The 22,409-nt window shown below is 59.4% G+C and carries 20 protein-coding genes; 8 read left to right on the forward strand and 12 right to left on the reverse strand.

The genetic code is table 11. The features are described from left to right. The first annotated feature begins 52 nt into the window (after positions 1-52). Positions 53-808, forward strand: a complete 756-nt coding sequence (locus tag C4J89_RS08360) for a spermidine synthase (RefSeq protein WP_124414220.1) — start codon at positions 53-55, stop codon at positions 806-808. Positions 809-909: 101 nt separating this feature from the next. On the opposite strand, the gene C4J89_RS08365 is transcribed toward C4J89_RS08360, so the two are convergent. After that, on the reverse strand, positions 910-1,701 hold the full coding sequence (locus C4J89_RS08365; RefSeq protein ID WP_124403523.1) for a crotonase/enoyl-CoA hydratase family protein: 792 nt from the start codon (positions 1,699-1,701) through the stop codon (positions 910-912). 424 nt (positions 1,702-2,125) lie between these two features. On the opposite strand from C4J89_RS08365, the gene C4J89_RS08375 reads away from it, so the two are divergent. After that, a complete protein-coding gene (locus C4J89_RS08375) occupies positions 2,126-3,799 on the forward strand; it encodes a DEAD/DEAH box helicase (protein ID WP_124366387.1) in 1,674 nt (557 codons plus the stop codon). Between the two features lie 88 nt (positions 3,800-3,887). On the opposite strand, the gene C4J89_RS08380 is transcribed toward C4J89_RS08375, so the two are convergent. Then, positions 3,888-4,655, reverse strand: a complete 768-nt coding sequence (locus C4J89_RS08380) for a class III extradiol ring-cleavage dioxygenase (protein WP_124361918.1) — start codon at positions 4,653-4,655, stop codon at positions 3,888-3,890. Positions 4,656-4,759: 104 nt separating this feature from the next. On the opposite strand from C4J89_RS08380, the gene C4J89_RS08385 reads away from it, so the two are divergent. Continuing rightward, complete coding sequence (locus tag C4J89_RS08385; RefSeq protein WP_124414221.1) at positions 4,760-5,416, forward strand: thiopurine S-methyltransferase; 657 nt, start codon at positions 4,760-4,762, stop codon at positions 5,414-5,416. Between the two features lie 57 nt (positions 5,417-5,473). Here the strand turns inward: C4J89_RS08385 and htpX are convergent, their stop codons facing one another. Both htpX and C4J89_RS08395 read right to left on the reverse strand, forming a co-directional pair. Further along, complete coding sequence (htpX, locus tag C4J89_RS08390) at positions 5,474-6,361, reverse strand: protease HtpX (RefSeq protein WP_124361920.1); 888 nt, start codon at positions 6,359-6,361, stop codon at positions 5,474-5,476. A 304-nt stretch (positions 6,362-6,665) separates the two neighbouring features. Beyond that, positions 6,666-7,877 (reverse strand): pyridoxal phosphate-dependent aminotransferase, encoded by a 1,212-nt coding sequence (locus tag C4J89_RS08395; protein WP_124414222.1) that lies wholly within the window; start codon positions 7,875-7,877, stop codon positions 6,666-6,668. A gap of 202 nt (positions 7,878-8,079) precedes the next feature. Between C4J89_RS08395 and msrB the strand changes: the two genes are divergently transcribed. Beyond that, positions 8,080-8,472, forward strand: a complete 393-nt coding sequence (gene msrB / locus C4J89_RS08400; RefSeq protein WP_124414223.1) for a peptide-methionine (R)-S-oxide reductase MsrB — start codon at positions 8,080-8,082, stop codon at positions 8,470-8,472. A gap of 150 nt (positions 8,473-8,622) precedes the next feature. Beyond that, positions 8,623-9,108, forward strand: coding sequence for a glutathione peroxidase (locus C4J89_RS08405; RefSeq protein WP_124414224.1), 486 nt, complete (start codon positions 8,623-8,625; stop codon positions 9,106-9,108). Here the strand turns inward: C4J89_RS08405 and C4J89_RS08410 are convergent. Next, complete coding sequence (locus C4J89_RS08410) at positions 9,101-11,413, reverse strand: response regulator (RefSeq protein WP_124365121.1); 2,313 nt, start codon at positions 11,411-11,413, stop codon at positions 9,101-9,103. The genes C4J89_RS08405 and C4J89_RS08410 overlap by 8 nt on opposite strands. A 167-nt stretch (positions 11,414-11,580) precedes the next feature. On the opposite strand from C4J89_RS08410, the gene C4J89_RS08415 reads away from it, so the two are divergent. Further along, positions 11,581-12,471, forward strand: coding sequence for an ATP-binding protein (locus tag C4J89_RS08415; protein WP_124361923.1), 891 nt, complete (start codon positions 11,581-11,583; stop codon positions 12,469-12,471). Next, complete coding sequence (locus C4J89_RS08420) at positions 12,468-12,950, forward strand: GAF domain-containing protein (RefSeq protein ID WP_124414225.1); 483 nt, start codon at positions 12,468-12,470, stop codon at positions 12,948-12,950. The genes C4J89_RS08415 and C4J89_RS08420 overlap by 4 nt, the downstream gene beginning before the upstream one ends. Positions 12,951-13,161: 211 nt before the next feature. Here C4J89_RS08420 and C4J89_RS08425 read toward each other — a convergent pair whose 3' ends face one another. From C4J89_RS08425 to C4J89_RS08455, 7 genes are all read right to left on the reverse strand, one after another. Continuing rightward, positions 13,162-16,797: a transporter substrate-binding domain-containing protein gene (locus tag C4J89_RS08425; protein WP_124414226.1), complete on the reverse strand. Its 3,636-nt coding sequence runs from the start codon at positions 16,795-16,797 to the stop codon at positions 13,162-13,164. Positions 16,798-16,805: 8 nt separating this feature from the next. Next, complete coding sequence (locus C4J89_RS08430) at positions 16,806-17,432, reverse strand: response regulator transcription factor (protein ID WP_124361926.1); 627 nt, start codon at positions 17,430-17,432, stop codon at positions 16,806-16,808. A gap of 264 nt (positions 17,433-17,696) precedes the next feature. Next, positions 17,697-18,083, reverse strand: coding sequence for a response regulator (locus C4J89_RS08435; protein WP_124414227.1), 387 nt, complete (start codon positions 18,081-18,083; stop codon positions 17,697-17,699). A 167-nt stretch (positions 18,084-18,250) separates the two neighbouring features. Continuing rightward, on the reverse strand, positions 18,251-19,582 hold the full coding sequence (locus tag C4J89_RS08440) for a deoxyguanosinetriphosphate triphosphohydrolase (RefSeq protein ID WP_124361928.1): 1,332 nt from the start codon (positions 19,580-19,582) through the stop codon (positions 18,251-18,253). A 162-nt stretch (positions 19,583-19,744) separates the two neighbouring features. Beyond that, on the reverse strand, positions 19,745-20,086 hold the full coding sequence (locus C4J89_RS08445; protein WP_124361929.1) for a hypothetical protein: 342 nt from the start codon (positions 20,084-20,086) through the stop codon (positions 19,745-19,747). Then, on the reverse strand, positions 20,083-20,472 hold the full coding sequence (locus C4J89_RS08450; protein WP_124361930.1) for a phage holin family protein: 390 nt from the start codon (positions 20,470-20,472) through the stop codon (positions 20,083-20,085). The genes C4J89_RS08445 and C4J89_RS08450 overlap by 4 nt, the downstream gene beginning before the upstream one ends. Before the next feature lie 4 nt (positions 20,473-20,476). After that, positions 20,477-20,791 carry a YqjD family protein gene (locus C4J89_RS08455; RefSeq protein ID WP_124361931.1) on the reverse strand — a complete coding sequence of 105 codons (315 nt, stop codon included), beginning with the start codon at positions 20,789-20,791 and terminating at the stop codon, positions 20,477-20,479. 345 nt (positions 20,792-21,136) lie between these two features. Between C4J89_RS08455 and C4J89_RS08460 the strand changes: the two genes are divergently transcribed. Further along, on the forward strand, positions 21,137-22,345 hold the full coding sequence (locus tag C4J89_RS08460) for an ammonium transporter (protein ID WP_124414228.1): 1,209 nt from the start codon (positions 21,137-21,139) through the stop codon (positions 22,343-22,345). Positions 22,346-22,409: the final 64 nt, after the last annotated feature.

A 22,409-nucleotide genomic window follows, 5' to 3' on the forward strand; every position in this document is an offset into this window, starting at 1 on the left:
CTTGGCCGACAATCGCGCACTTTGCCCCGCAGCCAACCCGTTAGGAGTAGTGATGAGCGAGGAGCGTGTCGAGCGCCTGCTGGCCGAAGTCCATGATGATTTCGGCATGATCCGTGTGTTGGAAGTGGCCGATTACCGTTTTCTCGAATTTGGTGATGCCATCGAGCAAAGCTGTGTGTTCACTGCCGACCCAAGCTGGCTGGAGTACGACTACACCCGCGCCATGTTGGTCGGTGCGTTGTGCCATGAACAGCCGGAGAGCGCGCTGTTCCTTGGCCTTGGCGCCGGCACGTTGACCCAGGCCTGTCTCAAGTTCCTGGCGCTTGAGGACGTCGAAGCCATCGAGCTGCGCCCCGACGTACCGCGCCTGGCGATTGAATATCTGGGCCTGGACGATGATCCACGCCTGTATATCCGTATCGGCGATGCCCTGGAGTTGCTCGACAGCGCCGAATCGGCCGACCTGATCTTCGTCGACCTGTACACCGACGTGGGGCCTGGCGTCGGTCACCTGGCCTGGACGTTCCTGGAGAATTGCCAGAAAAAGCTCAATCCCGGCGGTTGGCTGGTGATCAACCAGTGGGCCACCGATGATGGCAAGCCGCTGGGTGCGGCGCTGTTGCGCGGGTTGTATCACCGGCATTACTGGGAACTGCCGGTGAAGGAGGGCAACGTGATCCTGCTGGTGCCTTCGGAGCTGGATCAGGAGCTGGACCTGGAGGCGCTGTCCTTACGGGCTGAAGTGCTGGCGCCGCGACTGGGGTATTCGTTGCAGGCGTTGATCAAGGTGATTCGGCCGGCGACCTAGGCGTCTGTTCGTACGCCATCGGGGGCAAGCCCCCTCCCACATTTGGAACGCATTTCAACTGTGGGAGGGGGCTTGCTCCCGGTGAGGCCGGCACTGCCCACTCAAATACCCTTGAACACCCCAGGCCGCTTCTCGATCATCGCCCGCACGCCCTCCTTGGCGTCTTCGCTGTTCAGCAACTTGTTCACCATCGGCGGCAACGCGGCGGCCGCCACGGTCTCGCCTTCCTTGTGCGCCAATCGCGCCGACATCAACGTTGCCTGCACCCCAAGCGGCGCCTGGCGTGCGATGCGATTGGCCAGCTCGATGGCGCGCGGCAGCAGGTCTTCGCTGGCCATCACTTCCTGCACTAAGCCCAAGCGCAGGGCTTCATGGGCGTCGAACTCGTCGCCGGTCAGCAGCCAGCGCATCGCATTGCCCCAGCCAGCGATCTGATGAAAGCGTAATGTCGCGCCGCCAAACGGAAAGATCCCACGCTGCACTTCCATCTGCGCAAAGCGCGTGTTGCTCGCGCAAAGATTGATGTCCGCCGCCAGCATCAGCTCGATGCCGATGGTCAGGCAGTAGCCATGGGCGGCCACGATTACCGGTTTATTGACCCTGGGACCGGCGAACACGCCCCAGGGGTCGCAGCCGCCCAGGGGCGGTTGCCAACCTCCCGCCATGACGCCGCTGACATTGGCCAGGTCGAGCCCGGCGGTGAAGTGGTCGCCATGGGCAAACACCACGGCAACCCGCGCGTCATCGTTTCGATCAAAATCGCCATAGGCCATGCTCAGTTCGTTAAGCAGGTCGAGGTCGAAAGCATTGCGCTTTGCCACTCGGTCCAGCCCCAGCAGCAGGACATGGCCCTGGAGTTCACGGGTGACGCGGCTGGTGCTGGCTTGATTCATCTGGGGTGCCCTCGGGGCGCGGATTAAGGTTTCAGACCAAGGGGCAGGCCTGGACAGGTGAACCGTTTAAGCGTGATGACCAACAGGGCCGGGCCTTTGCAAAATAGACCCTGGCGCAGTTATCTGCAAAGGCTGTGACGCAGCACGGTTTATCGGTGCTTTGCGATAAAAAAAGCTCCCTTTTTCAGCTATTTCCGGTATAGTGCGCGCCGGCCTTTAACCGGGCCGCGTTTAGGTAGCGCAATTCCCCGAAGTCAGCTTCGGCTGCACGTCCGCACAGCGGACTCTTCCTTGACGAATCTTTTTCATTCATTCGTTTTCGCAAATCCCCGCCGACAAAGCAGCCAGGGCGACTCTTGAGTCTCAACACGGCATGCGCAGCTTTGGAGCATGGGTCTTTGCGGATGCACTTAGAGGCAGACCCATGACCCAGGAAACCGGCGGCTTCGCCGCTTTTAATCTTAATCCGAACATTCTCGCCGCCGTCATCGCGACTGGCTACGAAGAACCTTCGGCTATTCAGCAGCAATCGATCCCGATCATCATGGCCGGCCAGGACATGATTGGCCAGGCGCAGACCGGTACCGGTAAAACCGCCGCGTTCGCCCTGCCTATCCTGCACTGCATCGATCCTGCCAAGCGCGAGCCGCAAGCCCTGATCCTGGCGCCAACCCGTGAGTTGGCGCTGCAAGTAGCAACCGCTTTCGAAACCTACGCCAAGCAAATGCCAGGTGTAACCGTTGTGGCCGTTTACGGCGGCGCGCCTATGGGCCCACAACTGAAAGCCATCCGTAACGGCGCACAGATCGTTGTCGCCACCCCGGGCCGTCTGTGCGACCACCTGCGTCGCGACGAGAAAGTCCTGTCGACCGTGAACCACCTGGTTCTCGACGAAGCCGACGAAATGTTGAAGCTGGGCTTCATGGATGACCTGGAAGTCATCTTCAAGGCACTGCCACCAACCCGTCAGACCGTACTGTTCTCGGCCACCCTGCCGCAGTCGATCCGTGCCATTGCCGAACGCCACCTGCGCGATCCGCAACACGTGAAGATCCAGACCAAGACCCAGACCGTTACCGCGATCGAACAGGCTCACCTGTTGGTTCACGCTGACCAGAAGACCTCGGCTGTATTGAGCCTGCTGGAAGTCGAAGACTTCGACGCGCTGATCATGTTCGTGCGCACCAAGCAAGCGACCCTGGACCTGGCCAGTGCCCTGGAAGCCAAAGGCTACAAGGCTGCTGCGCTGAACGGTGACATCGCCCAGAACCAGCGTGAGCGCGTGATCGACTCCCTCAAGGATGGCCGCCTGGACATCGTTGTAGCGACCGACGTTGCTGCTCGTGGCCTCGACGTTCCACGTATCACCCACGTGTTCAACGTTGACATGCCTTACGACCCAGAGTCCTACGTTCACCGTATCGGCCGTACCGGCCGTGCGGGCCGCGAAGGTCGTGCACTGCTGCTGGTGACTCCACGTGAGCGCCGCATGCTGCAAGTGATCGAGCGTGTCACCGGTCAGAAAGTGGCCGAAGTCCGCCTTCCGGATGCCCAGGCCGTTCTCGATGCCCGCATCAAGAAACTGACCAACAGCCTGGCGCCACTGGTGGCTGACGCTGAATCGACCCACGGCGAACTGCTGGACCGCCTGACCGCCGATATCGGTTGCACCCCGCGTGCCCTGGCTGCAGCGTTGCTGCGCAAAGCCACCAACGGTCAGGCCCTGACCCTGGCAGCGATCGAGAAAGAACGCCCACTGGTACCGAACAACGCGCCACGCGGTGATCGTCCAGAGCGTACCGGCGACCGTCCGGACCGTGGTGATCGCGAGCGTCGTGCTCCGGTTCCATTGGCTGAAGGTCGTGCTCGTTGCCGTACTGCGCTGGGCGCGCGTGACGGTATCGCTGCCAAGAACCTGCTGGGCGCTATCCTCAACGAAGGTGGCCTGGCACGTGAAGCCATCGGTCGCATCCAGGTCCGTGACAGCTTCTCCCTGGTGGAGCTGCCGGAAGACGGTCTGGAAAAACTGCTGGCCAAGCTCAAAGATACACGCGTTGCCGGCAAGCAGCTGAAGCTGCGTCGCTACCGCGAAGATTGATCCGCCCTTGGGCTGATTGATCGCACATAAAAAATCCCCGACTGGTTCGGGGATTTTTTTGCCTGGGATTTCAGGCAGTGCACCTGTGTTAGCCAAAGCGATAGATGTCCATGCCCAAGGCGCCGAGGGTGAAGCCCTGATGCGCCACGCTGAAATCACCGCCGGCACCTCGCGCAAAGTAAAGCGGCAACAAATGCTCGTCGCTGGGGTGGCTGCGCACTGCATGGGGCGCCAGGAGGCGATAGTCATGCAAGGCTGTTTCGTCACCGGCAGCGAGTTTTTCGACTACCCAGTCGCGAAAGGCTTGCGCCCATGGCGTGATGGTTTCCGGCCCGGCGCGCCAGTCCAGCTCACCGAGATTATGGGTGATGCTGCCGGAGCCGATCAGTAGCACACCTTGATCGCGCAGACTGCAGAGGGCATGTCCAACCCGGGTTTGAAAAGCCGGACCCATGCGGCTTGGCAGGGAGACTTGCACCACCGGAATATCCGCCGCCGGGTACATCAGCGACAGGGGCACCCAGGTGCCATGGTCGAAGGGCCGTCGGTTGTCGACCTGTGCAGTCAGGCCGTCAGCCTGCAATAACTCGGCAATTTCATTCGCCAGCCGTGGATCACCCGGCGCAGGGTATTGCACCGCAAACAGTTCGCGAGGGAAGCCGCCGAAGTCGTGCCAGGTTTCGGGCGCGGCGCTGCCACTGACCAGCAGTCCTTGGCTTTCCCAATGCGCCGATACCACCACAATCGCCTTGGGCCGTGGCAGCGCGGCTGCCAGAGCCTGCAGCGCCGGGCCGCTGGCACCGGGTTGCAGAGCCAGCATCGGGGAGCCATGGGAGATAAACAGGCTGGGGAACATAAGAAGAGTCCTGAAGATTAATATCGGGCTATCTTCATTCAGATCATTAATCGAGATCTAATATAAGATCTAGTGTCTTTTGATCGATTTTTTCAGGGTGATGCATGGACGCAAAAATTTGGCAGGAACGCTGGGCAACCAATCAGATCGGTTTTCATCAGACCGACGTTAATCCTTACTTGCAGCGGCATTGGTCAACGTTGGCCCTGGTCGATGGTGCCAGGGTTTTCGTGCCTTTGTGTGGCAAGAGCCTGGACATGAAGTGGTTGGCGGATCGCGGGCATCGCGTGATGGGTGTGGAGGTGTCGGATAAAGCCGTTGAGGCATTCTTCAGCGAACAGGGATTTACACCGCAGATCGATCACAGAGGCGTGTTCAAGGTGTATCAGGCGGGCCTGATCGAAGTGTGGTGCGGTGACTTCTTCGCCCTTGACGCAAGTGCTGTGGCTGATTGCGTGGCGTTGTATGACCGTGCGGCACTGATCGCCTTGCCGCAGCCAATGCGCTCGCGATACACCGAGCATCTCGATACCCTGCTGACCCCCGTCTGTGAGGGGCTGTTGATCACTGTCGACTACGACCAGGCGCAAAGGGCTGGCCCGCCCTTCGCTGTCCCGGATGAGGAAGTGCAGGCGCTGCTGGGCCCGCACTGGAATGTGGTCACGCTGCAAGAGCGGGACATTTTGAGTGAAAGCAGCAAATTCAAGGCGGATGGCGTTACTCGGCTTGATGAGCGTGTTTATCGGCTGACCAGGCGGTAAATCACGCCCACGAAAAAGGGGCGATCCAATCGCCCCTTTTTGTGTTGCCCTGCGCTATCAGCCGCGACGACGCAATGCGTCAATCCGCTCTTCCAGCGGTGGGTGGCTCATGAACAGGCGAGCCAGGCCCTGCTTGACGCCACCGTTGATGCCGAAGGCGGTCAGGCTGTCCGGCATGTGCACCGGCAGGCCTTGTTCGGAGCGCAGGCGTTGCAGTGCGCCGATCATCGCGCTGGTACCCGCCAAGCGTGCGCCGGCTTCGTCTGCGCGGAACTCACGTTTACGCGAGAACCACATCACGATGGCGCTGGCCAGGAAGCCCAGGACCAGCTCGGCGAAGATGGTTGCCACGAAGTAGGCGATACCGCGGCCTTCTTCGTTCTTGAAGATTACCTTGTCGACGAAGTTGCCGATGATTCGCGCAAAGAACATCACGAAGGTGTTCACCACGCCCTGGACCAACGCCAGGGTGACCATGTCGCCATTGGCCACGTGGCCGATCTCGTGGGCCAGCACCGCCTTGACTTCGTCGGGCGAAAAACGCTCCAGAAGCCCCTGGCTGACAGCGACCAGCGCGTCGTTCTTGTTCCAGCCGGTGGCGAAGGCGTTGGCCTCATAAGCAGGGAAAATCCCCACCTCGGGCATTTTGATGCCTGCTTCTTGAGACAACTGCTCCACGGTTTGCATCAGCCATTGTTCATGGCGAGTGCGTGGTTGAGTGATGATCTGGGTGCTGGTGCTCATTTTCGCCATCCACTTGGAGATGAACAGCGAGAACAGCGAACCGGCAAAACCGAAGACCGCACAGAAAATCAGCAGCTGATTGAGGTTCAGATCAACCCCGTTGGCCGCCATGAACCCGTCGAAGCCAAAAAGGCTCAGGGTGACGCTGGCAATCAATACGACCGCCAGGTTAGTGGCCAAGAACAGCAGGATGCGCATCATGGTTGTAGAGTTCTCCTCATGCTTAATATGTCGCTTACTGCGGGGTATATAAGGTGCGGCATGGGGTGATTCAACCGAGCGACTATTTCAAACTGTGTCCTACAGCGAAAATGTAGCGCCTTGAAGGGTTTTTCCCACAACAATTACCCTTGTCGGTTAGCCGTCAAGCGTGTCGCACCCCCGTTAACACTAGGGGCAGAGCGGCTGGCGTGGTGCTATCACCCGTTCAAGGCCGCCCGTGCCAGAGAAGTGTTGCCAGATAATCGCCGTACGACCAAATGCAGGCCGTACGGGATCATTTGCGTTACTGGCGATAGGACTTCAGGAAGTTGCCGATGCGACCGATCGCCATATCCAGCTCATCCACGCGTGGCAACGTCACCACGCGGAAGTGATCCGGCCACGGCCAGTTGAAGGCGGTGCCTTGCACCACCAGCAGCTTTTCCGACAGCAGCAGGTCGAGCACGAACTTTTCGTCGTTGAGGATGGGGCAGACTTTCGGATCGATCCGCGGGAACGCGTACAACGCACCCATGGGCTTCACGCAACTGACGCCCGGGATCGCGTTGAGCAACTCCCAGGTGCGGTTACGTTGCTCCAGCAAACGACCTTGGGGCAGTACCAGGTCGTTGATGCTCTGGTAGCCGCCGAGGGCGGTCTGGATCGCGTGCTGGCTCGGCACGTTGGCGCACAGGCGCATGTTGGCCAGCATGTCGATGCCCTCGATATAGCTCTGGGCGTTGTGCTTGGGCCCGGAAATGGCGATCCAGCCGGAGCGGAACCCCGCCACCCGGTAGGACTTGGACAGGCCGTTGAAGGTCAGGCACAGCAGGTCTGGCGCTAGGGAGCCGGTGCACACGTGGACGGCGTCATCGTAGAGGATCTTGTCGTAGATCTCGTCGGAGAACACCACGAGGTTGTGTTGGCGCGCCAGTTCGAGCATGCCCAGCAGCACTTCCCTGGAGTACACGGCGCCGGTGGGGTTGTTCGGGTTGATGATCACCAGAGCCTTGGTGTTCGGGGTGATCTTGGCCTTGATATCGGCCAGGTCCGGGAACCAGTCGGCCCCTTCGTCGCACAGATAGTGCATCGGGTGGCCACCGGCCAGGGTCACGGCGGCGGTCCACAACGGATAATCCGGCGCCGGCACCAGCACTTCGTCGCCGTTGTTGAGCAAGGCCTGCAGCGACATCACAATCAGCTCGGACACGCCATTGCCCAGGTAGATGTCTTCAATCCCGACACCTTCGACCTGTTTTTGCTGGTAATACTGCATCACCGCCTTGCGCGCGCTGAACAGGCCCTTGGAGTCACTGTAGCCTTGGGCCGTGGGCAGGTTGCGGATCACGTCCTGGAGGATTTCGTCTGGCGCTTCGAAACCAAAGGGCGCCGGGTTGCCGATGTTCAGCTTGAGGATGCGATGGCCTTCCTCTTCCAGGCGTTTGGCGTGCTTGAGCACCGGGCCGCGAATGTCGTAGCAGACGTTGGCGAGCTTGTTCGATTTGCTGACCTGCATGGTGATGTGATCCTGAAAATGAACGATCCAGACGGCACAGGCACTACCGTACTGTGAATCCCGTGCGGCGCGCACCCATAAATAGGTTTGAATGGTGATGGCGCGGGTGCCAGACTGGCGTTTTGAAGAGGCGCAATCATACGTGCCGCCTGATCCACGGAAAAGACACAGATCAGAGTTTTTCAGTTGCCGAGGTGTACCGATGGAAAAGCTGCAGAAACCCATTGAAGAATGGAAAGCGATGCTCGACCCGGAGCAATACAACGTGTGTTGGCTCAAAGGCACCGAGCGGCCGTTCTCCGGCAAGTACAACGAGACCAAGACCGACGGCGTGTACCACTGCATTTGCTGCAATGAACCGTTGTTCGATTCCAGGGCCAAGTTTGACTCGGGCTGCGGCTGGCCCAGCTTCTACGAGCCGATTGCCGATAACGCGATGGTCGAGATCCGTGACGTCAGCCACGGCATGATCCGCACCGAAGTCACCTGCGCCAAGTGCGACGCGCACCTGGGGCATGTATTCCCGGACGGTCCGCCACCGACCGGCCTGCGCTACTGCATCAATTCGGTATGCCTGGACCTGGTGCCGCGCTAGGCGAGTACCCGCGCGGTCAAAATGTGGGTGGGGCTTGCTCCCCCACGTTAGGCCCTGGGTTGATTGCACATCATCATTGCCGTCAATTGAGTTGACGCTATTGAATGGCAAGCTACCTTTCTGCTTCTTCTCTTAATCAAAGGCACTGCCATGAGCGACAACTTGCTGAGCATCCCTTGCACCACCATCAAGGGTGAGCAAAAGACCTTGGCCGATTTCGCCGGCAAGGCCATTCTGGTGGTCAACACCGCCAGCAAGTGTGGTTTCACCCCGCAGTACAAGGGCCTGGAGCAACTCTGGCAGCAATACAAGGACCAGGGCCTGGTGGTGCTGGGCTTTCCGTGCAATCAGTTCGGCAGGCAGGAGCCGGGCAACGAAGGCGCGATCGCCGAGTTCTGCGAGTTGAACTTCGGCGTCAGTTTTCCCTTGTTCAAAAAGATCGACGTCAATGGCAGCGATGCCCACCCGCTGTTCGTGCAGCTCAAAAAGGCGGCGCCAGGGCTGCTGGGCTCGAAGAACATCAAGTGGAATTTCACCAAATTCCTCATCGGGCGTGACGGCAAAGAGGTCAAGCGTTTCGCCCCAACCACCAAGCCCCAGGACCTGAGCCAAGAGATCGAAGCCCTGCTCAAATGAGACTCGTCGTCTCAGGCACCCACAGGTCCAGCAGGGCCTTGAGTTCTTCGCGGCGAAACGGCTTGGCCAGGTAATCATTCATCCCCGCTGCACGGCAACGCTCACGCTCTTCGGACAGGGCGTTGGCGGTCAAGGCGACGATCGGCAAGTCCGGCCAGCGACCGCTCTGGCGAATCTGCCGGCTGGCCTCATAGCCGTCCATCACCGGCATGTTGCAGTCCATCAAGACCAGATCGAAACGCTGGTCCTCGAGGAACTTGAGGGCTTCGCCACCATGGGCGGCCACGATGACCTCGCAGCCGAGCTTGCCGAGCATGCCCTTGGCCACCAGTTGGTTGACCGGGTTGTCCTCCACCAGCAGGATGCGCGCGCGATGGCTGAGGGGCGCGGCGTCGATTTGGACCGGGTCCAGAATCGGTTGCGTGTCGCTGCGCAAATTACGCTGCAGGATTTGGTACAGCGCGTTACGGCTCAGCGGGCGGGCTTGTTGCTGCAGCGGTGCCAGGGCGACGACTTCTTCGCTGGGCATGAAATTGCCATAGGCGGTCACGACCAGAATCGGCGCGCTGATGCCCGGCCTCAGGCGGAACAGGCACTCCGGGCAGTCGGTGATCAACAGGTCGGGAGACTGTCCGCTCAGGTCGTCTTCCATGGAGTAGCAACGCGGCGCCAACCCCCAATGGGGCAGCAGGGTCGTGAGCAACTCCCCCAGGCCACTGCTGTGGTGGGTGATGACGATCACATCCCCCGCCAATGGAATTCGGGCTGCCGCCGGCAGGTGGGTGGGCAACGGCAGGTCGGCGCAGAACTGGCTGCCGAAGCCGACCTCCGAACTGATGCTCAAGCGGCCCTGCATGGCTTCGCAGAGGTTATGGGTCAATGCGAGCCCCAAGCCGGTGCCGCCGAATTGGCGCGTAATACCAGCGCCGGCCTGGGTGAACGGCTGGAAAATCTTGACCTGTGCATCCTGGGCAATCCCGATACCGGTATCACAGACTTCAATGCGCACTCCGTCGCCGTGGTGGCGCAGGCGCACATCCACCCGGCCGAAGCGGGTGAACTTCAAGGCATTGGACAGCAGGTTACTGACGATTTGCCGTACCCGCGTCGGGTCGCCAATGACTTGGGCAGCAAATAGCGGGTCGATCAGGCAGGTCAGTTCCACGCTGGGCGCGGCGTTCTGTGACAACAGGTTGGCGGTGTCTTCCACCAGTGAGCCGAGGTCGAACGGGATTCGTTCAAGCTCCAGTTGGCCCGCGTCGAACTTGGACAGGTCGAGGATATCGTTGAGCAACTCCACCAGTACCTTGCCGGAGTCATGGGCAATGGACAGTTGCTGGCGCTGCTCGGCGTTGAGCGGGCTGTCCAGCGACAGGGCAATCATGCCCAGCAGGCCATTGAGCGGGGTGCGGATTTCATGGCTCATATTGGCCAGGAACGCCGCCCTAGCCTGGGCCATGCCCAGGGCGGTCATCCGCGCTGCTTCCAGCTCATCATTGATCTGGCTCAAGCGTTGGTTGCTGGTCTTGAGCTCAAGGGTGCGGGCAGAAACGATGTCTTCCAGTTGGCCCAGGTATTCGGTGAGACGATCTTCGGCATGGCGGCGCTGCTGGATCTCGGTTTCCATGTTTTCGAATTGCTGGTTGGCAACGTTGACCAGCACGCCGATTTCGTCGTGCTCATGCCCTGGCGGGCAGTCCAAGCGCGCCTGTTTGCGCGTGCTCAACGCGCGAATAATGCGCACCAGCGGCTGGGTGAGCATGATGTAGAACAAGCCCAGCAAGATCCCGGTCAGCAGCAGGCTGCGCACAAAACCATTGAGCAACGTGACCTCGGCGCGGCGCAGGAAACGGCTGCCAAACGCGTAGGTATCGACATCAAGGCGCAGCACTCCCAGGGATTCGTTGGGCATATGGCTGAGGTACAGACGGTCTTCGAATTGACGGTTGGCACCGAACAGAAAATCGCTGACAGGCCGATAATGGCTTTCCTTGCGCGGCCGGTCGACGTCGGCCAGCACCATGCCGTTGTTGTCGACCAGCTGTGCGTGGGCAATGGCAGGAGAGTGCAGCAGGCCCAGGGTCAGTTCCTGGGCAAGTTCGGCATCGATGTTGTAGGCAATACGCGAGGCAGGGTTATGGCTGATTTCGATCAGCGAGCGTATTTCGCGGTTGATGGATGCGTCTTCACTGGCATAATCAATGCCGATTTGGATAAAACTGAGCAAGGTTCCCAAGACGAAACCGACCAGCACAGTCAATCTGGCTTGTTTATAAGACAAGCGGTGGGCGAACTTGATATCCATCGAGTGTTGAACCACTTCACGTTTCCCTTCGCCCGGCAAGCATAGCTGAACATCCCACCAGCGCTGACTTGCCCGGCATAAATCGATTTTCTTGACGCAGCCTTGTGCGGTCTGCCACAGGGTTGCCAATACGCCATCTTTTACAAGAACTTGCCAGAGGAATAGATGTGGATTCTCGATTGAATGCCTTTCTTGAGCGGGCTGACGCCGTGCTGGCGCGCCTGGAGCCCCTGTTACCCGCACCACGCCAAGCCATCGACTGGAACCAGTGCCTGGCCGCCCGCTGGCAGCGCGAAGGCCGTACAGGCTTCCTGTTGCCGCTGGAAGTCAGCCTGGACATGCGCCTGTCGGACCTGATTGGCGTCGACAAGCAGCGTGAACAGCTGGCGCGTAACACCCAACAGTTTCTTGACGGCTTGCCTGCCAATCATGCGCTGCTGTGGGGTTCGCGTGGCACTGGGAAATCATCCATGGTACGCGCCTTGCTCGCCCAGCACGCCAAGGCCGGCCTGCGCTTGATCGAAATCGAGCGTGACCACCTGGCCGACCTGCCGCGCGTGGTCGAGCAACTGCTCAAGCTGCCGCAGCGTTTCATCCTGTTCTGCGATGACCTGTCGTTCGATGCCGGGGAAGGCGACTATCGCGTGCTCAAGAGCGTGCTGGATGGCTCCCTGGAGCAGGCGCCGGAAAACGTGTTGCTGTATGCCACCTCCAATCGTCGTCACCTGGTGCCGGAGAACCAGAGCGACAACGACAATTGGAAGCGCGTGGATGGCGAACTGCACCCGAGCGAGGCGGTAGAAGACAAGATTGCCTTGTCCGACCGTTTTGGCTTGTGGCTGTCGTTCTACCCGTTTACCCAGGAGCACTTCCTGAATGTGGTGGAGCACTGGATCGGCGAATTGGCCGGCAAGACCGGCCTGCAGTGGCAGCGTGATGAACAACTCGACATTCTCGCCGTGCGCTGGGCGACCGGGCGCGGCAACCGCAATGGCCGCTGCGCCTATCAGTTCGCCCGTTACTGGGTGGGTCTCAAATTGCTGGAGCGTCAACCATGATCAATTTACAACAGGCCGGCACCGGCCTCGAGGGCTATGCGCTGCTGTGTGCGCAACTGGAGTCGCTGCTGGCGGATGAGCGGGATTTCATCGCCAACAGCGCGCAATTCTCCGCGTTCCTGTTCAATCAGTTGGACGACCTGAACTGGGCGGGTTTCTACCTCAATCGCAATGATGAGCTGGTTCTTGGCCCCTTCCAGGGCCAGATCGCCTGCGTGCGCATCCCTTTTGGTCGTGGCGTGTGTGGTGCCGCCGCAGCGTCCCGGCAAACCCAGCGAGTGGAAGACGTGCATGCGTTTGCCGGGCACATTGCCTGTGACAGCGCCTCGAACAGTGAGTTGGTGGTGCCGCTGGTCAAGAACGGCCAATTGATTGGCGTGCTTGACCTCGACAGCCCGTCGCTGGCGCGTTTTACGCCTCAGGACCAGGCGGGTATCGAACAACTCGCGGCTATTTTCCTGCGCTTGACCGATTGCTGAGCGAGCGAGGCGGGCAGGGCAAACCCTAATGCCAGTGAGTTAAGAAGTAGAAAGGGTAAAAAGTAACCTGTGGCGAGGGAGCTTGCTCCCGCTGGACTGCGCAGCAGTCCCATCTTTGGGGCCGCTTCGCGGCCCGGCGGGAGCAAGCTCCCTCGCCACAGGTACAGTGTTCGCCCTTAACTGACTGGCATTAGGGCGAACCCCCTGCCTCCTATTGGCCGTCCAGGTCATGCAGTTGAACCTGCAGTGCCCGTTCCAGCTCCAGCATGAGCTTTTCCAGGGATTTGACCCCCGTTTCGATCACTCGCCGATCATCGTTGCGCGAGCAGGCCTGCTCCAGTGTTTCGCACTGCCCGGCCAAGGCATTGGCTTGGACGATGCGTGCGGCCCCCTTGATCTTGTGGGCCTGTTCGATTATGTCGGTGGATGAAGCCTTGCGATCCAGCAGCGCAATGAGTGCCTGACGATCATCAACGCTGCTGGTCAGCAGTTCTTCGAGCAGGCGTCGACTCAATTGCGAATCCCCTCCGGTCAGCGCGTCCAGGCATCCCAGGTCCAGTTGCGGGCTCGTGGGTTGGGGAATGATCTGTGCCAATTGCCGCTCCAGCACGGTGAGGCTGATAGGTTTGAACAGACAGTCGTCCATGCCCGCTTCCATGCAGCGTTGTCTTTCCTCCGGTTGTGCATTGGCGGTAAACCCCAGTACCACGCAGTGCGCCAACTGTTCGCGTTGCTCGTACTCACGGATGGAACGGCTCAACTCGTAGCCATTCATGATGGGCATGTTGCAGTCGGCGATCACCAGGTCGAACTGTTCCTGGCGCCAGGCCTGGAACCCGGCGGCACCATGCTCGGCGGCAGTGAATTGATGGCCCAGGTAGCCCAGTTGCTGGCACATCAGCAAGCGGTTCGCCGGATGGTCGTCTACCACCAGCACATTGAGCACCGGGGTGGAGGCCGGCTTCGCAGGCGTGTGCTCGCCCTGGGTGGTGATCGGATGCAGGCGCGGCATTTTCAGGCTGATGTGCACCTGGGTTCCGACCATGGGCACGCTGCTCAGGCTCAGTTGGCCGCCCATCATTGCGCAAAGGCTGCGGCAGATCACCAGGCCCAGGCCGGCACCGCTTCTGGCCAGGTGCCCGGAATTATCGGCCTGGGCGAACGGCTCGAACAGACCCAGTTGGTCGTCCCGGTTGATGCCGATACCGGTGTCTTCCACGACCAGCTTCACGTCGACCTGTTCCTGGGTCTGGCTCGGTTGCACCTCCACCTTGATTTTCACCTGGCCGTGTTCGGTGAACTTGATGGCGTTGCTCACAAGATTGGACAACACTTGCTTGAAGCGCAGCGGGTCTATGAGGACTTCGATGTCGTTCAGGTCCGGCTTGAACTCCAGTAGCAGGCTGAGGGTTTTCTGGCGCGCAAGACCGTCAAACACGCGTACCACGGACTCGATCACCTCGCGCAGATTGACGCGTTCCGGCGCCAGGCTCAGACGGCCGGACTCAATGCGCGCGATGTCGAGAATGTCGCCTATCAGCTCCAGGAGATCCTTGGCCGAGTTGTAGGCCACTTCTATCGCCGGACGGTCGAGATGCCCTTGGTCGGCCCGCTTGAGCGTCAGTTCGAGCATGCCGATCACGGCGTTCATGGGGGTGCGGATCTCGTGGCTCATGGTGGCAAGGAACGTGCTTTTGGCGCGGTTGGCCTCGTCGGCGCGCTCTTTGGCGGCGCGCAGTTCATCGAACAACTGACGCCGTTCACTGATGTCGATCCAGCCGCCGATGATGCCCTGGACTTCGCCAGTGGAATCGCGGTAGGGCAGGATCCAGTGGTAGATCGTCAGCTTCCTCTCCTCGATATGCAGGGTGCGGTCCAGAATCAATGGATTGCCCTCAGCCACCACCCGCAGGTAGTCGGCATGGTACTGCGCTGCTTCGGGCGCCAGGGCCATGCTCATCTGGGTCACGCTTTTGCCGATCACGTCCTCCCGCTTGACGTCGAAGGTCTGCAGATAACTGTCGTTGCAGGTTTGCAGCAAACCATTACGGTCGCGTACATAGATGGGGTGTGGTGTTTCGTTGACCAGCGCGCGCATGAACTCGAACTGATCGTTGAGGGCGCGCTCGGTCATTTTTCGTTGCCTGATCTGGCGCCGCATGTAGGCATTCCAGGCCAGGGAAATCAGGAGCAGCAAACCGGTACCGATGACGATCCTGGCAATCAGTTGGTTGTAATTGCGCCAGTAGCTATCGGATTCGACCGTGTAGCCACGCCAGCGACTGTTGATCACGCTCATTTCATCCGGGGCGATACTGAGCAGCGCTTTGTCGAGGATCGAACCCAACTCGGTGGCATGGCGCGAGGTGGCCAGCGCGAACGTCGCCGGCGTTGTGCCGATACTGGTGGTGATCTGCAGCTTGCCCTGGAAAACCTTCGAAGACAGGAAATAGTTAGCGATCAACAGTGTGTTCACAGCGCCGTCCACTTGCCCTTGTGCAAGCAACTCGGCTGCCCTGAAGGCATCGCCGGTTTCCACCAGTTGAATCTGGGGAAAGTCCTTGCGCAGGGCCTCGGCCAGCGGAGTGCCCAGGGTTATCGCCAGGCGCTTGCCCGCCATCTGCTCCAGGTTCAGCGGTGCTCCGGGCTCTTTGCGGGTCAACAGCACATACGAATTTTCCAGGTAGGGACGGCTGAAATTCAGCTGCGCCTCGCGTTGGTTACTCGGCACAATGGCCCCGATCATATCGACTTTTTGCGTGGCAACCTGCGCGATCATATCGTCGATTTCACGGCCGCGCTGCACCGCAAAACGCAAGCCGGTCCGCAAGCGAATGAGTTCAAGAAGGTCGGCGGTGATGCCGCGAAAGTTGCCTTCCGCATCGAAAAAGGTGAGCGGGGCAAAGGTTTCATTGACGATGACCGTTACCACCGGGTGCGCCTTCAACCAGCGTTCTTCGCGCGGGGTCAGTTGCAGTTTCTTGTCGGTCAGCAAGATATCGCTGCCGGCGCTCCAACGCTTGGCGATGCTGTCCCGTTCGTTGATGGGCACAGCCGCCAGCACCGTGTCGACAATGCTCAGGAGAACGGGGTTGTCGTGGCGCAATGCAAAGCTGAAACCATAGGCTTCATGCTTGCCGAAATTGGCCATGCGGATGTTTTTGAGGTAGCCCTTGTTAATCATGAAATGCGTGGAAATCGTGTCGCCAAGAAAAACATCCGCCTGGTCGAATGCCACTGCATTCAGCGCATTTTGATAAGAGGGGTAGGTGTGGATATCTGCCTTGGGGTACAGCTTCTCCACTTCATCGAGCGGCAGGTAATGATAGACGAGGCTCAAGCGCAGCCCTTCAAGGCCATCGCTGAGACTACGGGTTTCCCCCTCGCGAGTGACCAGTACCGGCTGGTCCACGGCGTAAGGTGCCGACAATCTGAGATTGGGGTTCGCGGCCTCAAAGCCATTGGAGGAGCCCAGAAAATCGATGTCGCCAGCCTCGAGGGCTTGAATGGCGGCCACCCGGGTAGGGTAGCGCAGGACCCTCACCGGTATGGCCAGTGCCTTGGCCAGCAGGCCTGCATAATCTGCGGTAAGGCCTTCGTAATCGCGACCACTGGAGGTGAGGTCGAACGGCGGGTAGTCAGGCGCGGCAGTACCCAGGACCAGTTCGCGCTTGTATTGCAGCCACTGGCGCTGGGTCCTGTCCAGTTGAGTGTCCAGTTGAACGATTCCGGCGCGGCTCAGTAAGGTGAGGTGTTGCGGGTTGGTGGAGTCGTCCGCAAGCACGGTAGTGCTGAAGTACAAACCGGCACTCAATATGATCAAATAGTCCTTGATACGGCTGGGCATCCGTTTTCTCACACTAGCGCGTTTCGTTTTGCCATCTCGATGAGCTCGACTAAAGACTGAGCTTTTAGTTTTTGCATTAGTCGCTTTTTATAAGTGCTGACTGTTTTGTTACTCAGGAACATGCCCTTGGCTATTTCTTTGTTGGTGCGGCCTTGTGCAAAAAGTTGCAAGACCATGAGTTCTCGGTCGTTAACTGCCTTGAACAAGTCCAGCTCCTGCGTTTCCATACCTTCCGCTCCATTTGCATTCAATGCCTGGCTGGGGAAGTAGTTGTATCCGGATAGTACGGCGCGGATAGCACTTAGTAGTTCACTCAGGTCGCCTTCCTTGCAGACGTAACCGTCCGCACCCGAACGCATGCAGCGCGTGGCAAACAGCGTCGGGCATTGGGCGGTAAGCACCAGAGTTTTCATCGAAGTGTTCATGGCATTGAATCGGCAGAGAACTTCGAGGCCGTCAAGTTTCGGAATGCTGATATCCAGGATTACCAAGTCCGGCAGGCATTCGCGGACCATTTGTATGGCGTCGCATCCGTTATCCGTTTCTCCAACGACTTTGTAACCTTCGTGTTCCAGTAACATTCTGATGGCGAGCCGTATGACGGGGTGGTCGTCGATAATAAAAACGGTGTTCATAATCACATTCCATGCAGGTGCAAATAAAGCGTTCACATTAGCGCAGAAGAAGAGGCAGCAGCATGAAGCGTGGGGGGGACAAGCGCAAAACAGGAAGTTTCCTACATAAAGAAAGGTATAGGCCTACGAGTAGCTAGGTAATTGTGACACTAAGTGTGTGTGTTTTCAGGGCAGTTGGCGTAGCCAACGGTCACGGGTATTTTGCGACAGCTCTCACCTTGTTTTTCGCGATTGCTAAGGTTTAAATTCCTACACTTATAACGATTAATTTGAATTCATTAAACTCGCAAGTTCATCTTTGTTTAACGGCTTTGATAAACAACCCAGGAGTGGCAGATTGCGCTGCGCAGCTTGTGCGGTCAGTTTGAGCAATTCCGTGGTTGGTAGCCCGCTCAATAGAATCGCTCGCATAATGAACTGACCACGGCTGGCGATTTCTACCAACTCAAGTCCGGGCAGATCGGGCAGGCATTGGTCGCATAACATCAAGTCGAAGGGGAATTCAGACTGGGTCATGGTGCGTATGGCCTGTTCGGCATTTTCGACGGGAGTGAGTTGGTGGAAACCGAAGCTTCTAAGCAAGCATTGGGTGGCGAGGAGTTGAAAAGGGTGATCCTCCACCAAGAGAATACGAAGGGGATAGTTGGGCATAGAGAGTACACAGTGAGTCAAGCGTCGATGGGAGCGTAGGAATTGCTCGTCTTGTCTGCGATGGCGCGCGTGATTATTCCTCGGGAATATGTACGAATTCGATCAGGCCGCTCTGTTCCCATCGTAGGGCAATTCGTTTCAGGCAACAGAGCGACTCGATCGAGTCGTTATTGAGGGCTGGAGCGCCCGGTCATCTCTCGCGCCATCTCGGTGGCATAGCTGTCGGTCATGCCGGCGATGAAATCGATCATGCGCAGGAACGAGGCGTGCAATGGCCAGGCAGGGTCCGGCGCGCTGTTGCCCAGCAAGTCGAGAATGCGCCGGTGCTTGAACGACGGCGTACGCCCGCCGTGCTGCTCCAACGCCGCACCGCAAAAAGCGTTCAGCAGAATTTCCAGGGTGGTGTAGGCGCCGATTTCATGCAGGGTCTTGCGTTTGTCCTGGAAGATTTTCTTGCGCGCCATGTCCTTGGCATCCAGTACGCAACGCTTCGCCGGACCGTGCATATGCTCAACCAGGTCGCCAGGCAGGGTGCCGGCAAGCAGGGCGTCCTGTTGTTCGACGAATGCGCGCGCCGCTGCGTTGGTCAGGTGCTCGATGGCCTTGCCGCGCAGGATCGCCAGCTTGCGCCGACGGGAATCCTGCGGGCCCAATTGCCGATACGTCTGCGGCAGGTCATCACCCACCAGGTCGAGCAGCAGTGACTCGACTTCGGCGTACTCCAGCAAGTCCATCTCCAGGCCATCTTCCAGGTCAATCAGCGCATAGCAGATGTCGTCGGCGGCTTCCATCAAGTACACCAACGGGTGGCGGGCCCAGCGTTGCTCCTCCAGTTGAGGCAGGCCGAGTTTATGCGCGATCTGTTCCAGAATCGGCAACTCGCTCTGGTAGCAGCCGAACTTGTGTTTCTTGTAGCCCAGCGAGTCCGCGTGGCGGGCAGTCCAGGGGTACTTGAGGTAAGTGCCCAAGGTGGCATAGGTCAGCCGCGTGCCGCCGTCGAATTGATGATATTCAAGCTGGGTCAATACGCGGAAACCCTGGGCGTTGCCTTCAAAGTTGAGGAAGTCATTGCGCTCGGCGTTGCTCATGTCATCCAGCCAGCCGCGCCCGGCGGCCTGCTGGAACCAGTGGCGAATGGCGTCTTCGCCGGAGTGCCCGAATGGCGGATTGCCGATGTCATGGGCCAGGCAGGCCGATTGCACCACCATGCCCAAATCGCTTGGATCGCACCAGTCGGGCAGGGCGCCGCGCAACGTTTCACCGACGCGCATGCCAAGGGAGCGGCCCACACAGCTGACTTCCAGCGAGTGGGTCAGGCGCGTGTGGATATGGTCATTGCTCGAAACCGGATGCACTTGGGTCTTGCGGCCCAGGCGACGGAAAGCGCCGGAAAAAATAATGCGATCATGGTCTTTGTGAAAAGGGCTGCGGCCCAGCTCTTCAGGGCTGTGCAGGGGCTTGCCAAGACGTTCGCGGGTCAGCAGGGTAGGCCAATCCAAGGCAGGTACTCTCCGTACGGTGAATGACACCTGCAGCTTCCCGTTTCCGCGCGGGCGGGGCAAGCGGAAATCTTCAGGTCGACAGCGGCTGATAACAGGCGCTGACCGCCGTTGCGCAGTTGCCCGGCGGTCAGGTTGTAGCGTGGGACCAGCGAGCGGGGCTTATTTTCTGCGAGAAGCGCCTTGCATGGCCAGTTTGATCAGCGGGATCAACCCTGCCCCCAGCCGCACCAGGCGCGTCACGCTGCTGATGCTGCCGCCCTTGGCGCCCTTGCCGGTAAAGAACCCCATCAGTGTCACCGCCGCCACGCCCCACAGTGGTGCGTGCTTGATGCCCAGGCTGTCTTGCCAGTTGTGACGCAGGTCGCGCACTTTGTGCAGCGGCGCCATCAGTTGCTGGGACTCGTGACGGATTTCCTGACGGTGCATTTCCATGCGCAGGCGGATCAACGCCTTGCGCATCTCCCGACGGGACGAGTTTTGCGGGATTTCAGGCAGGCTCATGGCAGCAGGCGCTCCCGGTCATTGGCCAATTCTTCGAGGGTGGCGTGGAAGGGTGTGGACTCATCGAACACGGCCGCCTTCAAGCGTACCCCGCAGAATGCTGCGGCCAGGCTGTAAAACACGCACAGACAGATGATCCCGGTCAGGCGGTAGCCGGTGTCCCATACCAGGATCATCACCAACGTCGATAGGCCTACCAATAACAGCAGGGCAAACACTAACGCCAAGCCGGCAAACAGCAGCAAGCTGACCGTACGTGCCTTCTGTTCCTGTAACTCGATGCCAAACAGTTCAACATGGCTGTGCAGTAAGCCGAGCACGGCAGCGCCCAGGCGGCGGGAAGTGGTACCTGCGCCCTTTGACGAGCTGAATTCGTCGATAGCCATGATATTAGCGCCTGGTAGCCAGCAGACCGATCAAAAAGCCCACGCCCGCCGCAATGCCGACAGACTGCCATGGGTTGGCCTGCACGTAATCTTCGGTTGCGGTAATGGCCGCCTGCCCGCGCTCGCGCAGGGAGTCTTCGGTCAATTGCAGGGTTTCGCGGGCCTTGAGCAGACTTTCGTGGATCTTGGTGCGCAGCTCATCGGCCTGGTCACCGGCCAGGATGGCAGTGTCGTCCAGCAACCTTTCGGTATCGCTGACGAGGGTCTGAAAATCCGCCATCAGTATTTCTTGAGCAGTCTTTGCTGTTTTGCCGGCCATGGTTATCTCCGTGTGTGGCTGTTCTGTACGTGTGGTTTCGAGTCGCCGGGTTCGCCGAAGGTTCACTGCGATTGTGTGGTACAGCTTTTGCTTTGCCTTGGTGCGCATGCCCTGGGGCCTGCGCTGAATCCGGGCGGTCTAGGTGAAAACCTTGAAAAACCTTACCCTAATTAACTGAAACTCGCGCAAATACCCCGTCGGGGAGCGCCGGTTGTGTTGATCGCTGCGCTAAAGCAGTTCACGTCCTCTGAAGAAGGACGGCGGCTTTGGTGCCAATTTGGTGCGGGCAACCCCGGCTTGAACCGCTTTGGTGCTGTTTGCCTTACCGCAGGCCTGCCAACCTCCATGGAAAATCTGCAAAGTGCGGTGGACACCCTTGTCCATAGCTCCAATACCCTGTTCATCCTGATTGGCGCGGTCATGGTCCTGGCCATGCACGCCGGTTTCGCCTTTCTGGAAGTCGGTACGGTGCGCCAGAAGAATCAGGTCAACGCGTTGTCGAAAATCCTCAGCGACTTCGCGATCTCTACCCTGGCTTATTTCTTTATAGGCTATTGGATCTCCTATGGGGTCAGCTTCATGCAGCCGGCGGCGGTGATCAGCGCGGATCATGGCTACGGCCTGGTGAAGTTTTTCTTCCTGCTGACCTTTGCCGCCGCGATCCCGGCGATCATTTCCGGGGGGATCGCCGAGCGCGCGAAGTTCGCGCCGCAGTTGTGCGCGACGGCATTGATTGTGGCGTTCATCTACCCGTTCTTCGAAGGCATGGTGTGGAATGGCAACTTCGGTGTGCAAGCCTGGCTGCTTGCGACCTTTGGCGCCAGCTTCCATGACTTCGCCGGATCCGTGGTGGTCCATGCCATGGGCGGCTGGCTGGCGTTGGCAGCGGTGCTGCTGCTCGGCCCGCGCAACGGACGTTACCGCGAAGGACGCCTGGTGGCGTTTGCTCCTTCGAGCATTCCGTTCCTGGCGCTGGGCTCGTGGATCCTGATCGTGGGCTGGTTTGGTTTCAACGTGATGAGCGCGCAAACCCTCAATGGCGTAAGCGGTCTGGTGGCGGTCAACTCGTTGATGGCAATGGTCGGCGGCACCGTCGCCGCGCTGGTGATCGGCCGCAATGACCCCGGCTTTCTGCACAACGGCCCGCTGGCCGGGCTGGTGGCGATCTGTGCCGGTTCCGACCTGATGCATCCGGTGGGCGCGTTGGTCACCGGCGTGGTCGCGGGGGGCTTGTTCGTCTGGTGCTTCATGGCGGCCCAGGACCGTTGGAAAATCGATGACGTGCTGGGCGTATGGCCACTGCATGGCCTGTGTGGGGTATGGGGCGGCATTGCCTGCGGCATCTTCGGGCAGACGGCGCTGGGTGGGCTGGGCGGTGTGAGCCTGGTCAGTCAGTTGATCGGCACCGCCCTCGGCGTCGCCGTGGCGCTGGGTGGCGGCCTGCTGGTGTACGGTGTGATCAAGCGCGTGTGCGGGCTGCGCCTGAGCCAGGAAGAGGAGTATTACGGGGCGGACTTGTCGATCCACAGGATCGGCGCGGTCAGCCAGGATTGATCGGCGCGCCGGTTGCCCAATGTTGGGTTTAGAATGGTGGCGTGTTTTCCATTCGAGTTGATTT

Origin of the sequence: Pseudomonas sp. R4-35-07, from assembly GCF_003852235.1 — a bacterium.
Lineage (GTDB): Bacteria > Pseudomonadota > Gammaproteobacteria > Pseudomonadales > Pseudomonadaceae > Aquipseudomonas.

Bases quoted from the DNA above. Each gene is read 5' to 3' on its own strand.
- C4J89_RS08360 (WP_124414220.1), top strand. From the start codon at position 53: ATGAGCGAGGAGCGTGTCGAGCGCCTGCTGGCCGAAGTCCATGATGAT.
- C4J89_RS08365 (WP_124403523.1), bottom strand. From the start codon at position 1,701: ATGAATCAAGCCAGCACCAGCCGCGTCACCCGTGAACTCCAGGGCCAT.
- C4J89_RS08375 (WP_124366387.1), top strand. From the start codon at position 2,126: ATGACCCAGGAAACCGGCGGCTTCGCCGCTTTTAATCTTAATCCGAAC.
- C4J89_RS08380 (WP_124361918.1), bottom strand. From the start codon at position 4,655: ATGTTCCCCAGCCTGTTTATCTCCCATGGCTCCCCGATGCTGGCTCTG.
- C4J89_RS08385 (WP_124414221.1), top strand. From the start codon at position 4,760: ATGGACGCAAAAATTTGGCAGGAACGCTGGGCAACCAATCAGATCGGT.
- htpX (WP_124361920.1), bottom strand. From the start codon at position 6,361: ATGATGCGCATCCTGCTGTTCTTGGCCACTAACCTGGCGGTCGTATTG.
- C4J89_RS08395 (WP_124414222.1), bottom strand. From the start codon at position 7,877: ATGCAGGTCAGCAAATCGAACAAGCTCGCCAACGTCTGCTACGACATT.
- msrB (WP_124414223.1), top strand. From the start codon at position 8,080: ATGGAAAAGCTGCAGAAACCCATTGAAGAATGGAAAGCGATGCTCGAC.
- C4J89_RS08405 (WP_124414224.1), top strand. From the start codon at position 8,623: ATGAGCGACAACTTGCTGAGCATCCCTTGCACCACCATCAAGGGTGAG.
- C4J89_RS08410 (WP_124365121.1), bottom strand. From the start codon at position 11,413: ATGGATATCAAGTTCGCCCACCGCTTGTCTTATAAACAAGCCAGATTG.
- C4J89_RS08420 (WP_124414225.1), top strand. From the start codon at position 12,468: ATGATCAATTTACAACAGGCCGGCACCGGCCTCGAGGGCTATGCGCTG.
- C4J89_RS08425 (WP_124414226.1), bottom strand. From the start codon at position 16,797: ATGCCCAGCCGTATCAAGGACTATTTGATCATATTGAGTGCCGGTTTG.
- C4J89_RS08430 (WP_124361926.1), bottom strand. From the start codon at position 17,432: ATGAACACCGTTTTTATTATCGACGACCACCCCGTCATACGGCTCGCC.
- C4J89_RS08435 (WP_124414227.1), bottom strand. From the start codon at position 18,083: ATGCCCAACTATCCCCTTCGTATTCTCTTGGTGGAGGATCACCCTTTT.
- C4J89_RS08445 (WP_124361929.1), bottom strand. From the start codon at position 20,086: ATGAGCCTGCCTGAAATCCCGCAAAACTCGTCCCGTCGGGAGATGCGC.
- C4J89_RS08450 (WP_124361930.1), bottom strand. From the start codon at position 20,472: ATGGCTATCGACGAATTCAGCTCGTCAAAGGGCGCAGGTACCACTTCC.
- C4J89_RS08455 (WP_124361931.1), bottom strand. From the start codon at position 20,791: ATGGCCGGCAAAACAGCAAAGACTGCTCAAGAAATACTGATGGCGGAT.
- C4J89_RS08460 (WP_124414228.1), top strand. From the start codon at position 21,137: ATGGAAAATCTGCAAAGTGCGGTGGACACCCTTGTCCATAGCTCCAAT.